Annotated in this window: 15 protein-coding genes; 9 read left to right on the forward strand and 6 right to left on the reverse strand. The window is 70.6% G+C overall.

The annotated features are described in order from the left end of the window. Together J1C73_RS26230 and J1C73_RS26235 are read left to right on the forward strand one after the other, a co-directional pair. On the forward strand, positions 1-303 hold a 303-nt coding region (locus J1C73_RS26230; RefSeq protein ID WP_207318557.1), incomplete at its 5' end, for a hypothetical protein. A gap of 68 nt (positions 304-371) precedes the next feature. Continuing rightward, positions 372-587 (forward strand): hypothetical protein, encoded by a 216-nt coding sequence (locus J1C73_RS26235; protein WP_207318558.1) that lies wholly within the window; start codon positions 372-374, stop codon positions 585-587. 36 nt (positions 588-623) lie between these two features. Here J1C73_RS26235 and J1C73_RS26240 read toward each other — a convergent pair whose 3' ends face one another. The 5 genes from J1C73_RS26240 to J1C73_RS26260 all read right to left on the reverse strand — a co-directional run bounded on the left by J1C73_RS26240 (position 624) and on the right by J1C73_RS26260 (position 6,012). Continuing rightward, the gene (locus tag J1C73_RS26240; protein WP_307797800.1) at positions 624-1,127 is read right to left on the reverse strand and encodes a hypothetical protein; all 504 of its coding nucleotides are present in this window, start codon (positions 1,125-1,127) and stop codon (positions 624-626) included. A 243-nt stretch (positions 1,128-1,370) separates the two neighbouring features. Further along, positions 1,371-2,204, reverse strand: a complete 834-nt coding sequence (locus tag J1C73_RS26245) for an S-methyl-5'-thioadenosine phosphorylase (RefSeq protein ID WP_207318559.1) — start codon at positions 2,202-2,204, stop codon at positions 1,371-1,373. Positions 2,205-2,289: 85 nt separating this feature from the next. Further along, positions 2,290-2,646: an FmdB family zinc ribbon protein gene (locus tag J1C73_RS26250; protein ID WP_207318560.1), complete on the reverse strand. Its 357-nt coding sequence runs from the start codon at positions 2,644-2,646 to the stop codon at positions 2,290-2,292. A gap of 66 nt (positions 2,647-2,712) precedes the next feature. Next, entirely contained in the window at positions 2,713-3,996 is a 1,284-nt protein-coding gene (locus J1C73_RS26255; RefSeq protein ID WP_207318561.1) for an MFS transporter, read from the reverse strand. A 408-nt stretch (positions 3,997-4,404) separates the two neighbouring features. Beyond that, positions 4,405-6,012, reverse strand: a complete 1,608-nt coding sequence (locus J1C73_RS26260) for a potassium/proton antiporter (RefSeq protein ID WP_307797801.1) — start codon at positions 6,010-6,012, stop codon at positions 4,405-4,407. A 276-nt stretch (positions 6,013-6,288) separates the two neighbouring features. Here J1C73_RS26260 and J1C73_RS26265 point away from each other — a divergent pair, with 276 nt between their 5' ends. Further along, a complete protein-coding gene (locus tag J1C73_RS26265) occupies positions 6,289-9,039 on the forward strand; it encodes a penicillin acylase family protein (protein WP_207318562.1) in 2,751 nt (916 codons plus the stop codon). A 70-nt stretch (positions 9,040-9,109) separates the two neighbouring features. Here J1C73_RS26265 and J1C73_RS26270 read toward each other — a convergent pair whose 3' ends face one another. Further along, on the reverse strand, positions 9,110-9,694 hold the full coding sequence (locus J1C73_RS26270) for a 5-formyltetrahydrofolate cyclo-ligase (RefSeq protein WP_207318566.1): 585 nt from the start codon (positions 9,692-9,694) through the stop codon (positions 9,110-9,112). A gap of 107 nt (positions 9,695-9,801) precedes the next feature. Between J1C73_RS26270 and galU the strand changes: the two genes are divergently transcribed. The 6 genes from galU to sepX form a co-directional block, all read left to right on the forward strand. Beyond that, on the forward strand, positions 9,802-10,704 hold the full coding sequence (galU, locus tag J1C73_RS26275) for a UTP--glucose-1-phosphate uridylyltransferase GalU (RefSeq protein ID WP_123459880.1): 903 nt from the start codon (positions 9,802-9,804) through the stop codon (positions 10,702-10,704). 4 nt (positions 10,705-10,708) lie between these two features. Continuing rightward, positions 10,709-12,019 (forward strand): molybdotransferase-like divisome protein Glp, encoded by a 1,311-nt coding sequence (gene glp / locus J1C73_RS26280; RefSeq protein WP_207318563.1) that lies wholly within the window; start codon positions 10,709-10,711, stop codon positions 12,017-12,019. A 122-nt stretch (positions 12,020-12,141) separates the two neighbouring features. Continuing rightward, positions 12,142-12,642 carry a cyclic pyranopterin monophosphate synthase MoaC gene (gene moaC / locus J1C73_RS26285; protein ID WP_123459878.1) on the forward strand — a complete coding sequence of 167 codons (501 nt, stop codon included), beginning with the start codon at positions 12,142-12,144 and terminating at the stop codon, positions 12,640-12,642. Further along, on the forward strand, positions 12,639-13,157 hold the full coding sequence (locus tag J1C73_RS26290) for a MogA/MoaB family molybdenum cofactor biosynthesis protein (RefSeq protein ID WP_207318564.1): 519 nt from the start codon (positions 12,639-12,641) through the stop codon (positions 13,155-13,157). The genes moaC and J1C73_RS26290 overlap by 4 nt, the downstream gene beginning before the upstream one ends. Before the next feature lie 17 nt (positions 13,158-13,174). Then, entirely contained in the window at positions 13,175-13,789 is a 615-nt protein-coding gene (locus J1C73_RS26295) for a GNAT family N-acetyltransferase (RefSeq protein WP_123459876.1), read from the forward strand. A 163-nt stretch (positions 13,790-13,952) separates the two neighbouring features. Next, positions 13,953-14,694: divisome protein SepX/GlpR (sepX, locus tag J1C73_RS26300; protein ID WP_372446737.1), on the forward strand; the 742-nt coding region annotated here is incomplete at its 3' end.

The following is a 14,694-nucleotide window of genomic DNA, read 5'->3' on the forward strand; positions in this document are numbered from 1 at the left end:
CGGCCCGTCCATGAGCGCTACCCGCAGATCCGGGCCACCAGTGGCTACGGTGACCCCCGCGTCCGCCGCACCGGACCGGGGCCGGGAGCCGGCAGCGACCAGGAGCCGGAGCGCTCCTCGAAGCTCACGGCCCGGCTGACCCTGGCCATGACCGTGGTCATCGGGCAGCTCTGGGGCCTGACCGTGATCATCGACGAATGGATGGAGGGCCACTCCGGCACCGCGTGGTGGGGGGCCGGTTTCCTCTGCCTGTCGTTCCTCGTCGTGCTCGGCCTCTGGGCGCTCGACCCGAAGGACCGCTGACCACGGCGGTACCGCAGCCGCGCAGCTCACCACGGCCGTACCCCGGAGGGCGGCCGTACCCTGGGGGTATGAGTACCGCCCCCGCACCCGGACCGCGTGATCCGAAGCCAAATCCGTCGGACCGGCCCGAGCCCAAGCCGAAACCGGCACTGATCTTCGACGATCCGCTGGACCAGCAGTCCGCGGACGACACGGACCGGGGGTGGGGTGAGCGGGCCTCCTCCGGCGGCAGCACCGCCGACCTGGCGCGTTTCCTCGACGAGAAGCCGCCGCACCACATCTGACGGTTGTCAGGTGACATGGTGGTTCGTCAGTACGAATCAGCACAGGACCACCGCAAGTCCGGCCGAAACCCCCGCACCCGCCAGCGTCGCTGCCGTGGCTCGCGGCACGGACAGCACGATGAGTGCCCCGTTCTCCATCGAGCCCCCGGTGGACGGCTCCGGCACCTGGGCCACTCGCGCGCTCTTCGCCAGCACCCGGGCGTCGGTCCCGGACCCCGCGGACGCGATCACATCCACGCGGTCGCCGGGCCGCAGCAGCCGCACGGTCGCCGCATCCGCGATCCGCACCGGCGCCGATACCAGCCGGACCGGCGGCGATGCCCGCTCCCGCGCCGTCCCGGCCGTGTGCGCCGTGCCCGTTGCCGCGCCGGCCGCTTCATGTGCCGCGTCACCGCCCCGGCTCCCTCCGAGCCCCGAGGCGGCCAGCGCGGCCGCTGTCAGAGCCAGCCCGGCAGCCATCGCCCGCCGCCGGCGCCACACCGCCCGCCACAGCCGGTGCCCGCCGCCCCCGCGCACCCGCAACGGCGGGAACGCGGGCACCCCGCAGGGTGCAAGCGCGGGCGCACACATCAGCGGAGAGCCGGCGGACGGGGGAGCGGGCTGCGGGGATGCGGATGAGCCTGATGAGCCGGATGAGCGCATGTCGAACACCGCCTGGGGTGAGGGAGTCGGGGAATCGATCGGCCCCGCATGAACAGACCTCACGATCCGGCATCCGGGAGATTCCCGCTGAGCCCTGTGGACGGCTCGGCCGATGTGGAGAACTCCCTCACCCGCCCCGACCTACGGCAGCTCGATCCCGGTGTCGATCCCGTCCAGCGCGTGCGCGCACGGACAGTCGCGGTCCGCCTCGGCGGGCAGCGCGGCCACCGCGTCGAAGAGGACCGAGCGCAGCCGGTCGACGTTGGCCGCGAACACCTTGAGCACTTCGCCGTGGGAGACGCCCTCGCCGGTCTCCGCGCCCGCGTCCAGGTCCGTCACCAGCGTCGTCGTCGTGTAGCAGAGCCCCAGTTCGCGGGCGAGGACGGCCTCCGGGTGCCCGGTCATGCCGACCACCGACCAGCCCATCGCCGCGTGCCAGCGCGATTCCGCCCGGGTCGAGAAGCGCGGCCCCTCCACGACCACCAGCGTCCCGCCGTCCACGGGCTCCCAGTCCCGGCCCCGGGCCGCCGCCAGCGCGACCTTGCGTCCCTTGGGGCAGTAGGGGTCGGCGAAGCCCAGGTGCACCACGTTCGGCGCCACCCCGTCCGCCCGGGTCTCCCCGTCGTAGAACGTCTGGGCGCGGGCCTTCGTACGGTCCACCAGTTGGTCCGGTACGAGCAGCGTGCCCGGTCCGTAATCCGGGCGGAGCCCGCCGACCGCGCACGGGCCGAGCACCTGGCGTACGCCGACCGAGCGCAGCGCCCACAGGTTGGCGCGGTAGTTGATGCGGTGCGGCGGCACATGGTGGCCGCGTCCGTGCCGGGGGAGGAAGGCGACCCGGCGGCCGCCGATCTCGCCCATGAAGACGGAGTCGCTGGGCTCTCCGTAAGGGGTCTCCACGCGAACCTCGGTGACGTCCTCCAGGAAGGAGTACAGCCCCGATCCGCCGATCACACCGATCTCTGCGTTCACCATGCGGTCACACTAGCGGGGCCGCAAACGCCGGGAACCCCGCCGAGTGGATCAGCGGGGTCACGGTCGAAGCAGGTGGGCCGGCGGCTCAGGCGGCCGACGTACCGCTCGACGAAGACGAGGACGAGGACGACGACGAAGCACTCGAAGAGGAGGACGTCGACGAGGACGAAGAGGCCGAGGACTTGGTGTCCGACCCCGTCGAGGACGACGATCCGGAACCGGAGGTCTTCGCGGCGGCCGGTGCAGGCGTGCTGCTCGACGAGGAGCCGCGGCTGTCGTTCCGGTAGAAGCCGGAGCCCTTGAAGACAATGCCGACCGCCGAGAACACCTTCTTGAGGCGTCCTTCGCAGTTCGGGCACACCGTCAGGGCGTCATCGGTGAACTTCTGCACCGCTTCGAGGCCCTCGCCACACTCGGTGCACTGGTACTGATAGGTCGGCACTTGTTCCTCCTGGCACTCTGACTCAATGAGTGCTAACGACGCTCCATAGTGACGCATTCCGCTGGATCAGTCCACCGTGACCGGCCCGCGGTGACCGACACCACGTGCCACGGTCCGCCCCGAAGTGCTCGGTACGAGCCTGGAACGCAGTGCCAGCAGGGTCACCAGTGCCAGCACCGTACCCACCAGCGGCACCAGGAATCCGGTGCTCGCGCCACGGGCGTCCGCGAGCTGCCCTGCGACCGTCACGGCTGCCGCCTGCCCGAGCGCGACCGCGCCCGTCAGCCAGGTGAACGCCTCGGTCCTGGCGGACGCCGGCACCAGCGCCTCGACCAGCGTGTAGCCGCTGATCAGGGCGGGGGCGATGCACAGTCCGACCAGCAGCCCGAGCGCGGCCAGCAGGGGCACGGAGTGCACCGCCCACAGGCCCGACGCGGTCAGGGTCAGCGCCGCGTATCCGGCGATGAGCCGACGCCGCGGCCCGGTCTTCCAGGCGATGGCGCCGCAGGCGATCCCGGCCAGCATGTTGCCGGCCGCGAAGATTCCGTACAGCACCCCGTTCGAGCCGGGGCTGCCGATCTCCTCGGCGAACGCGGTCAGCGAGACCTGCATGCCGCCGAAGACCGCGCCGATTCCGAGGAAGGCCACCGCGAGCACCCGTACGCCGGGTACCGACAGGGCGGAGGCGTGCCGCGGGGAGCCGGTGGGACCGGCGTCGCGCACGGTCGGCTGGGTGGCGCGCTGGGCGGCGAAGAACAGCCCGCCGATCAGTGTCAGCGCGGCTTCCGCGATGAGTCCCGCCGCCGGATGCACCCCGGTGCACAGCGCGGTGGCGATGACCGGTCCGATGACGAAGGTGAACTCGTCCGTCACCGACTCGAAGGCGGCGGCGGTGGACATCAGGGGTGAGGCCTCACGGCCCGGCGCCGCCCCGAGCACGGCCGCCCAGCGGGCGCGCACCATGGGGCCGATCTGCGGGATGGAGGCACCCGTCGGCACGGCCGCCAGGAACAGCGCCCAGATCGGCGCGTCCGCCAGCGCGAGCACCGTCAGGGCCGACACGGACGCCGCGTGCACCAGGACACCGGGCAGCAGTACGGCCCGCTGTCCGAAGCGGTCGGCGAGCTTGCCGGTCTGCGGCGCGAACAGGGCCATGGAGACGCCGCTCACGGCCGCGACGGCGCCCGCGCTGCCGTAGGAGCCGGTGGTGTGCTGGACCAGCAGGACGATGCCGATGGTCAGCATGGCGAAGGGCTGCCGTGCGGCGAAGCCCGGCAGGAGGAAGGTCCACGCACCTGGAGTGCGCAGCAACTGCCCGTATCCGGGGCGGTCGGAGACCGTGGACGCCACGGTCCATGCCTTTCTGCCGCCTGGTGGCATTGCTCCTGCGGGACGGGCCGGCACCTGGGTGCGGGCCCGGTCAGGGGCTGCCGAGAGCTGTCCTCTTCGCGCGGAACTGCGGTAGATGCCGGGCGCTCACAGCTGAGGCGGAGGACGCCACGACCGCCATACGGTCGCGCCAGCTCTGCGTCAGGCAGAGTTGGTCGATCAAGATCGTTGAATATCGGTGGATCTGGTGGATCTGAATGTCGGTGGATCAGTCACTGCCGGACGCGCGCGGTACGGCGGTGCGGCACCGGGGTGCGTCACAGCCGTACGGAGCATGGGCAGGTTTCCTTCATGGTACAGGCAGAGTTCCGTATGTACCTGCGATTGTGCGCCAGTCACCCTCCGTAACCTGCGAACGCGGGCGCACTCTCACTGGTGGGCCTTCGCTTCTCGCGCCTTCGCTTCACGGGCCTTCGTCTCGCGGGTCTTCATCTCCCGGGCCGTCGTCTCGTGCGCCACTGTCTCGTCCGGCATCCGGCCCAGTTTCTTCACGGCCTTGAGCGCATTGGAGACATGCGGCCCGGTGAAGGGCTCCGCGCCGGGATTCCCGTCGGTCCCCAGCCAGCCGGCCAGCTTGCCGCCCTCGCCGACGGCGTGCAGCCGCGCCTCCGTCGCGTCGCGCACCGGATCGGTCGTGACCACCAGCAGTTCGTCGCCGCGGCGCAGCACGGTCGGCGGGGTGGGGACGAAGCTCTTGTCGTCCCGTACGACGAGGGTGACCGCGGCCCCCGAGGGCAGCCGCAGTTCGCCGACCTCGACGCCGTGCATCTTCGACTTGGCGGGGATGGCCACCGACAGCAGATGTCCGCGCAGCCGCTCCAGGGGCGCCGACTCGATGCCCAGGTCGGCCGCCTCGGACGGGTCCTCGGCGATCTTGAGGGCCTTCGCGAGCCAGGGCAGCGTCGGGCCCTGGATGAGGGTGTAGACGATGACGAGTACGAAGACGATGTTGAAGACCCGGGTGGAGCCCTCGATACCGGACACCATCGGAATGGTCGCCAGGATGATGGGCACGGCGCCGCGCAGCCCCGCCCAGGACATCAGGGCCTTCTCCTGCCACGGCAATCGGAACGGCGCGAGCGAGAGGAAGACCTCCAGCGGCCGGGCCACCACCGTGAGCACCAGGCCCACGACGACGGCGGGCCAGAAGTCGTCGAGCAGGTCGTGCGGGGTGACCAGCAGGCCGAGCAGCACGAACATGCCGATCTGGGCCAGCCAGCCGAGCCCGTCGGCGAAGCCGCGGGTGGCGGGCCAGTGCGGCAGCTTGGCGTTGCCGAGGATCATCGCCGCCAGGTAGACGGCGAGGAAGCCACTGCCGTGGACCAGGGCGCCCGCCGCGTAGGCGGACACCGCGATCGCCATCACGGCGATCGGGTAGAGGCCGGAGGCGGGCAGCGCCACATGCCGCAGCCCGAACGAGCCGAGCCAGCCGACCGCGATGCCGACGGCGGCGCCGATCACCAGCTCCAGTGCTATCTCCCCGACCAGTACGTACCAGCTGTCCACCGGCCCGACGGTCGAGAAGGCCACCACCAGAATCACCACGGGGGCGTCGTTGAAGCCGGATTCGGCTTCCAGGACGCCGGTGATCCGGGCGGGCAACGGCACCTTGCGCAGGACCGAGAAGACCGCGGCGGCGTCCGTGGAGGAGACGACCGCGCCGATGATCAGCGCCTGCCGCCAGTCGAGGCCGACCAGGTAGTGCGCCCCGGCGGCGGTCACGCCCACGCTCACCGCGACGCCGACGGTGGAGAGCAGCGCCGCCGCGGGCAGGGCGGGTCTGACCTCTTTCCACTTCGTGCCGAGGCCGCCCTCGGCGAGGATCACGACCAGGGCCGCGTACCCGATGACCTGCGTCAGTTCCGCGTTGTCGAACTTGACGTCGAAGAGCCCGTCCTGCCCCATGACGACGCCGATGCCGAGGTACAGGAGCAGGCTGGGGAGCCCGCTGCGTGACGAGATCCGTACCGCCGCCACCGCGACGAGCAGGACAAGTGAGCAGACGAGCAGGAGCTCGTTGAGCGCGTGGACAGTCAGTGGCCGGTCCTTCCCTGCGAGCGCCTGCCGGAGCGTGTTCCGGCGGCCGGTACTTCGTTACCTTACCTAATCTTTAACGTTTTCTTGATGCGTTCGAGTGCTCGTGCGATCGCTACGCAATTCGAACCATCCCGATACCGCGTCAGAGAGGCTTCGGCGCTGCGCCTATGGTTGCTCCTGCACTCCCAGGACCACCCTGCCCCTCGAAGGACAGCGATGCCCGCCAACACAACCGCCTCTTCCGGCTCCACCGGTACCGCCGGTGGCGGGTCGCGCAAGAAGAAGGGGCGACGCGCCCGCCTGATCGTGATCGTCCTGGTGCTGGCGCTTGTCGCGGGTATCGGATACGGCACGTACTGGTCCGTATCCACCGTGCGGGCCTCGTACCCGCAGACCAACGGGACCGCCCGGCTCGCCGGCCTCGACAGTGATGTCGAGGTGAAGCGCGACAGCTACGGGATTCCGCAGATCTACGCCGACTCCGATGCCGACCTGTTCCGCGCCCAGGGATTCGTCCAGGCGCAGGACCGCTTCTGGGAGATGGACGTCCGCCGTCACATGACGGCCGGCCGGCTCTCCGAGATGTTCGGGTCCGGCCAGGTCGAGACGGACTCCTTCCTGCGCACGCTCGGCTGGCGCAAGGTCGCACAGGAGGAGTACGACCACGTCCTGTCCGCGGAGACCAAGAAGAACCTCCAGTCGTACGCGGACGGGGTGAACGCCTACCTCAAGGGCCGCGACGGCAAGGACATCTCCGTCGAGTACGCGGCACTGGGCCTCACCAACGACTACAAGCCGACGCAGTGGACCCCGGTCGACTCGGTCGCCTGGCTGAAGGCCATGGCCTGGGACCTCCGCGGCAACATGCAGGACGAGATCGACCGTTCGCTGATGACCAGCAGGCTCGACGCGAAGCAGATCGAGGACCTGTACCCGCCCTACCCGTACGACAAGCACAAGCCGATCGTCGCCGAGGGCGCGATCTCCCCGGTCACCGGGAAGTTCGACCCGCAGGCGACGCCGTCCGAAGGCCTCGGCTCGTCCACCGCGCAGGGCGCCACACAGGGGCTCAACACCCAGCTCGGCGCGCTCTCCGACACCCTGGACAAGATCCCCTCGCTGCTCGGGCCGAACGGCACCGGCATCGGGTCGAACTCCTGGGTGGTCTCGGGCAAGTACACGACGACCAACAAGCCGCTGCTCGCCAACGACCCGCACTTGGCGCCGCAGCTGCCCTCGCTCTGGTACCAGATGGGGCTGCACTGCCGCACCGTCTCGGCGACCTGCAAGTACGACGCCGCCGGCTACACGTTCTCCGGTATGCCGGGCGTGATCATAGGCCACAACCAGGACGTCGCCTGGGGCTTCACCAACCTGGGTGCGGACGTCACCGACCTCTTCCTGGAGAAGGTCTCCGCGGACGGCTACCAGTACGACGGCAAGGTGAAGCCCTTCACCACCCGCGAGGAGACCATCAAGGTCGCCGGCGGCAGGGACCGGCACATCACCGTCCGTGAGACCAACAACGGTCCGCTGGTCTCCGACCGCTCCAGCGAGCTGGAGAAGGTTGGCCAGAAGGCGCCCGTCACCAACGCGGCTCCGGACCGTGCGGACGGCTACGGGGTGGCGCTGAAGTGGACCGCGCTGGAGCCCGGCAAGTCCATGGACGCGGTCTTCGAGCTCAACCGCGCCAAGGACTTCACGTCCTTCCGTGCGGCGGCCGAGCACTTCGAGGTTCCCTCGCAGAACCTGATCTACGCCGACACCAAGGGCCACATCGGCTACCAGGCGCCGGGCAAGATCCCGCAGCGCAAGTCCGGCGACGGCACGATGCCCAGCCCCGGCTGGTCCTCGGCCTACGGCTGGAAGAAGGACCCGATCCCGTTCGACGAGCTGCCGTACGAGTACGACCCGAAGCGCGGGTACATCGTCACCGCCAACCAGGCGGTCGTCGACGAGAAAAAGTACCCGTACATGCTCACCAAGGACTGGGGCTACGGCACCCGCAGCCAGCGGATCAACGACCTCATCGAGTCGAAGATCAAGGGCGGCGGGAAGATCTCGACCGATGACATGCAGAAGATGCAGATGGACAACACCAGCGAGATCGCCACGCTGCTGGTGCCCGAGCTGATGAAGATCAACATCTCGGACAAGGACGTCCGGGAGGCGCAGAAGCTGCTGGAGGGCTGGGACTACACCCAGGAGTCCGACTCGGCGGCGGCCGCGTACTTCAACGCGGTCTGGCGCAACATCCTCAAGCTGGCCTTCGGCGACAAGCTCCCCAAGGAGCTGCGGGTCAAGGGCGAATGCCTGAACGTGCCCCCGGCCAAGAGCTCCGGTCCGCTCGACGAGCAGGACAAGCGGGTACGCGAATGCGGCCAGCGCGCCCCCGACTCGGCGCAGCCGGACGGCGGTGACCGCTGGTACCAGGTCGTCGAGAACCTCATGGACAAGCCGGACAGCGACTGGTGGAAGGCGCCGGCGAACCGCAAGGACAAGGCGACCGGGAACCGCGAGGAGCTCTTCGCCCGCGCCATGGAGGACGCCCGCTGGGAGCTGACGGCCAAGCTCGGCAAGGACATCACCACCTGGAACTGGGGCCGGCTGCACCAGCTGACCCTGAAGAACCAGACCCTCGGTACGGAGGGGCCCGGACTGCTCCAGCGGGTGCTCAACCGGGGCCCGTGGAACCTCGGCGGCGGCGAAGCCGCGGTGGACGCCACCGGCTGGAACGCGGCGGGTGGCTACGAGGTCGTCTGGGTCCCGTCGATGAGGATGGTCCTCAACGTGGGGGACTGGGACAAGTCCCGCTGGATCAACCTCACCGGCGCCTCCGGGCACGCGTTCAGCGCGCACTACACCGACCAGACGGACAAGTGGGTCAACGGCGAGCTGCTCGACTGGTCCTACGGGACGAACGCGGTGGCCGGGTCGACGAAGGACACGCTGACCCTGAAGCCGTAAGGGGCGCACCGCCCCCGAAGCCGTAGGCACGGGCCCGCTCCTGGACTTCCGGGGGCGGGCCCGCGGTGCTTCAGCCGTCGCCGAAGCGCCGTGATCCCGCCGGTGTCACGACCGCGTCCACGGGGTGGTCGTGCGGTTCCTCCGGGACCCGCGCGGCCACCTCGTCGTCGTACAGCAGGACGATCAGGGCCGGATGCGCCCCGGCCGCCGAGAGCCGGGCCAGCACCCGGTCGTAGCTGCCGCCGCCGCGGCCCAGCCGCATTCCGCGCCCGTCCACCGCGAGGCCCGGCAGCAGTACCGCGTCCGCCTCCAGAACGGCGTCGGGGCCGAGCCGCTCCCCGTCCGGTTCCAGCAGCCCGCGACCGGCCTTCTCAAGGCTCCCGGCGCCCTCGTACGGCGCCCAGTCCAGGTCGTTGTCCGGCAGGAGCACCGGCAGCAGCACCCGCACGCCCCGTGCGCGCAGCGCGTCCAGCAGGGCGCGGGTGCCCGGTTCGCGCCCCACCGAGACATACGCGGCGACGGTGCGGGCCGCGGAGAGCTCGGGGAGTCCGAGCGCGCGGCGGGCCAGAACCACGGCGGCCCGTTCGACGTCCTCCTCTGTCAGGAGGCGTCGTGCGGCGAGCAGTTCACGCCGCAGCAGTGCCTTTGCGGACATGTCGTCGTTCAACGGGGCACCCACGGATCTCTCGTACTGGCATATATGAGTACAAAGTTAACCGGAGACTCATCTTCCGCCCATGTCTGCCGGTTAAGGTTCTGCGCATGACTCAGTCGAACCCCAGGATCAGCAAGGCTGTCATTCCGGCGGCGGGCCTCGGTACCCGCTTCCTGCCGGCCACCAAAGCCACTCCCAAAGAGATGCTGCCTGTCGTCGACAAGCCTGCCATCCAGTACGTCGTCGAGGAGGCGGTGGCCGCCGGGCTCTCCGACGTACTGATGATCACCGGTCGCAACAAGCGTCCCCTGGAGGACCACTTCGACCGCAATTACGAACTGGAGTCCGCGCTCACCCGCAAGGGCGACGCCGAACGGCTGCGCAAGGTCCAGGAGTCGAGCGACCTCGCCACCATGCACTACGTCCGCCAGGGCGACCCGCGCGGCCTCGGCCACGCGGTCCTGTGCGCGGCGCCGCACGTCGGCGACCAGCCGTTCGCGGTGCTCCTGGGCGACGACCTGATCGACCCGCGCGATCCGCTGCTGGCCCGCATGGTGGAGATCCAGGAGCGTGAGGGCGGCAGCGTCATCGCGCTCATGGAGGTCCCGCCCGAGCTGATCCACCAGTACGGCTGTGTGGCCGTCGAGCCCACCGCCGAGGGCGATGTGATGCGGATCACCGGCCTGGTCGAGAAGCCGGAACCGGCCGACGCGCCCAGCAACCTCGCCATCATCGGCCGCTATGTCCTGGACCCCGCGGTGTTCGGGATACTGCGCCGGACCGAGCCCGGCCGCGGTGACGAGATCCAGCTGACCGACGCCCTGCAACTGCTGGCCGAGGACGAGAAGGCCGGCGGCCCGGTGCACGGGGTCGTCTTCAAGGGCCGCCGCTATGACACCGGTGACCGGAGCGACTACCTCCGTGCCATTGTCAGACTCGCGTGCGAACGTGAAGACCTGGGCCCGGAGTTCCGGACCTGGCTCCGCAGTTACGTCACCGAGGAGATGTAAGACCTTGAGCAGCACGATCTGGTCGGTGGACGAGCACCTGGAAGACATCCTCGCCGCGGTGAAGCCGCTCGAACCCATCGAGCTGCAACTGCACGATGCGCAGGGCTGCGTCCTGGTGGAGGACGTCGTGGTGGAGATCGCCCTGCCGCCCTTCGACAACAGCTCGATGGACGGCTACGCGGTCCGCGTCGCCGATGTGGAGGGTGCCACCGAGGAGTTCCCCGCGGTCCTCACCGTCATCGGTGACGTCGCGGCGGGCGACGCCGGACTCCTCGGCGACCAGCGGGTGGGGCCGGGCGAGGCCGCCCGCATCATGACCGGCGCCCCGCTGCCGGCCGGTGCGGAGGCCGTGATCCCGGTCGAGTGGACCGACGGCGGTACGGGCGAGGGCCCCGCCGCCGCGATGCGCGCCCACAGCGACGCCCCGGAGGGCGCGCGCGGCGAGGTCCGCGTCCACCGCCCGGTCGAGGCCCGCGCCCACGTCAGGGACCGCGGCAGCGACGTCCGGCCGGGCGATCTGGCCCTGCGCGCCGGGTCGGTGGTCGGACCGCCGCAGATCGGCCTGCTCGCGGCGATCGGCCGCTCGACGGTGAAGGTGCGGCCCCGGCCGCGCGTCGTCGTCATCTCCACCGGCAGTGAACTGGTCCAGCCCGGCGAGGAACTGACCGGCGGCCAGATCTACGACTCGAACAGCTTCGCGCTGACGGCCGCCGCGCGCGACGCCGGAGCGATCGCCTACCGGGTCGGCGCCGTCACCGACGACGCCGAGACGCTGCGCGCCACCATCGAGGACCAGCTGATCCGTGCCGACATCGTCGTCACCACCGGTGGCGTCAGCGTCGGCGCGTACGACGTGGTCAAGGAGGCCCTGTCCTCGGTGGGCGACGAGGACGAGCCGGGGAGCGGCATCGACTTCCGCAAGCTCGCCATGCAGCCCGGCAAGCCGCAGGGCTTCGGCTCCATCGGCCCCGACCACACCCCGCTGCTGGCGCTGCCGGGCAACCCGGTCTCCAGTTACGTCTCCTTCGAGCTGTTCGTACGGCCCGCGATCCGTACCCTGATGGGTCTTCAGGATGTGAACCGCCCCACCGCCAGGGCCACCCTGGTCGGCGACAAGGCGCTGTCCTCGCCCGCGGGCAGGCGGCAGTTCCTGCGCGGGACGTACGACGCCGAGGCGGGCACCGTCACGCCCGTGGGCGGTTCCGGATCGCATCTGATCGCCGCTCTCGCCCAGGCGGACGCGCTGATCGTGCTGCCCGAGGACGTCACCTCCGCCGAGCCCGGCACGGACACCGAGGTGATCCTGATCCGCTGACCCGCGCCGGGTGGCGGTACGGTATCTGCCGCTGTGCCTTCCGGGGGACACCCCCCGGACCCCGGGCCTGCACCCCGGTGCGGCCCAGGGGCAACCGGCGCCCTACCGCTAGGCGGAGTTAGTTGAGTACGCAGAACAGGCTGACGCATATCGACGAGGCGGGCGCCGCCCGCATGGTCGACGTCTCCGAGAAGGACGTCACCGCGCGCGTCGCACGTGCCAGCGGCCGGGTCCTCGTCTCGCCGCGCGTCATCGAACTGCTCCGGGGCGAAGGGGTCCCCAAGGGCGACGCCCTCGCCACCGCGCGCATCGCCGGGATCATGGGGGCCAAGCGCACCCCCGACCTGATCCCCCTCTGCCACCCGCTGGCCGTCTCCGGTGTCACGGTCGACCTGAGTGTGGCCGAGGACGCGGTGGAGATCCTCGCGACGGTGAAGACCGCGGACCGCACGGGCGTGGAGATGGAGGCCCTGACCGCGGTGTCGGTCGCCGCGCTCACCGTCGTCGACATGATCAAGGCGGTCGACAAGGCCGCGGTCATCACCGACATCCGGGTCGAGGCGAAGTCGGGCGGCAAGTCCGGCGACTACCGGCGCACCGCACCCGGCGGAGCGGACGCATGACCACACCGGGGACATCGCCGTCCGGGTACCGCGCCCTCGTGGTGACCGCGTCCAACCGCGCCGCCGCCGGGGTCTACGCCGACAAGGGCGGCCCGCTGATCGCCGAGGTGCTGACCGGGCTCGGCCTCACCGTCGACGGGCCGCGGGTCGTCCCCGACGGCGATCCGGTCGAGCAGGCGCTGCGGGCCGGGGTGGCCGCCGGGTACGACGTCATCGTGACCACCGGCGGTACAGGCATCTCGCCCACCGACCGCACCCCCGAGGCGACCGGCCGTGTCCTGGACCGGGAGATTCCCGGTATCCCCGAGGCGATCCGCGCCGAGGGCCGGGCCAAGGTCCCCACGGCCGCGCTCTCGCGCGGTCTGGCGGGCGTGGCCGGCCGCACCCTCGTCGTCAACCTGCCCGGTTCCACCGGCGGGGTGCGCGACGGGCTCGCGGTCCTGACCCGACTCCTGGTGCACGCCGTCGACCAGCTCCGCGGCGGCGATCACCCCCGACCCGGGAGCCCGAGCTGAACGTCCCGACCTGGCCGGTGACCCTGGTGGACGGCGACGTCACCCTCCGGCCGATAAAGCTGCGCGACCAGACCATGTGGCGCGAGGTCAACCGGCGCAACCGGGACTGGCTGCGCCCCTGGGAGGCGACCGTGCCGCCGCCCGCCCCCGGCGGTCCGGTGGCCCAGCGCCCCACGTACCGGCAGATGATCCGCCATCTGCGGGCCGAGGCCAACGCCGGCCGGATGCTGCCCTTCGCCATCGAGTACCGGGGCCTGCTGGTCGGCCAGCTGACCGTCGCCGGGATCACCTGGGGCTCGATGTGCTCGGGCCATGTCGGCTACTGGGTCGACCAGGAGGTGGCGGGCCGCGGGGTGATGCCGACCGCGGTCGCCCTCGCCGTCGACCACTGTTTCCGCGCGGTCGGACTGCACCGGATCGAGGTGTGCATCCGCCCGGAGAACGCGCCCAGCCGGCGGGTGGTGGCGAAGCTGGGATTCCGTGAGGAAGGGATCCGGCCCCGCTATCTGCACATCGACGGGGCCTGGCGGGACCATCTGATCTACGCGCTCACCGCCGAGGAGGTGCCCGAGGGGCTGCTCCGGAGATGGCAGCGGGCCCGTCCGGAGCACCCCGAACATCGCACTAAATGAAATATGTGTTCGAAATTGATCGCGATTTGACCGCTAACGGACACGCAAACGCCGACTGTTGATCCGAACAATCACAAAAAAAGTCTGTGATATCAGCCGGATCGCGCGACACACCGCGTCAATTGGCGGATGCCTCCATGCAAACCCCTCTACGGTGTGAGATGTGAGCAGCAGCGGCCTGATCTACGCAGTCATCGTCGGGGCCTGGGCCGCCTACTTGGTGCCGATGTGGCTCCGCAGGCAGGACGAGCTCAACGAAGCCCGTCCGACGGAACGCTTCAGCACCGCCATCCGGCTGCTGTCCGGACGGGCGGCGATGGAGCGCCGGTATGCCAAGGGGCTGCAGGAGCGCACCGACGATGAGGCGGCGCCCGACGCCGACCCGGACGCGAGCACGGATCGAATGGATACCGTCGACGTCCGGAACTTCTCCGCGCCTCCGGCACACACCGAGGCCCGGGTGCACGACCCGGCTCGTGCGCCGGAGGAGCGCCCGGCCCGGGAACGGCCGGCTTCCCCCTCCGACTCCGCACCCGCCCGGCGCAGGCGTCCGCGCCCCGGCGGGATCGACGCCGAGCGGGCCCGGCGTGCGCAGCGCACCCAGGTCCTCGCACGCCGTCGGCGTACCACCGTCGTCCTGTTCCTCGGCTTCACGCTCGGCGCGGTCGTCGCGGCGGTCGGCGGCCTCGGCTTCCTCTGGGCTCCCGCGGTTCCCGCGGTGCTGCTGAGCACGTACATCGTGCATCTGCGCGCCAAGGAGCGGCACAGGTTCGCCTTCACCATGGACCGGCGACGGGCCGAGGTGGCGGCGCAGCGCCTCCGCGAGAACCGCCCGCGCAGGCACCAGCCCACCGCGACGGCCCCCGCGGAGTCGGACGAGGACTCCGAAGCGCGCCACCCCGTCC

The organism is Streptomyces laculatispora, assembly GCF_017353455.1.
Taxonomy (GTDB): domain Bacteria; phylum Actinomycetota; class Actinomycetes; order Streptomycetales; family Streptomycetaceae; genus Streptomyces; species Streptomyces laculatispora.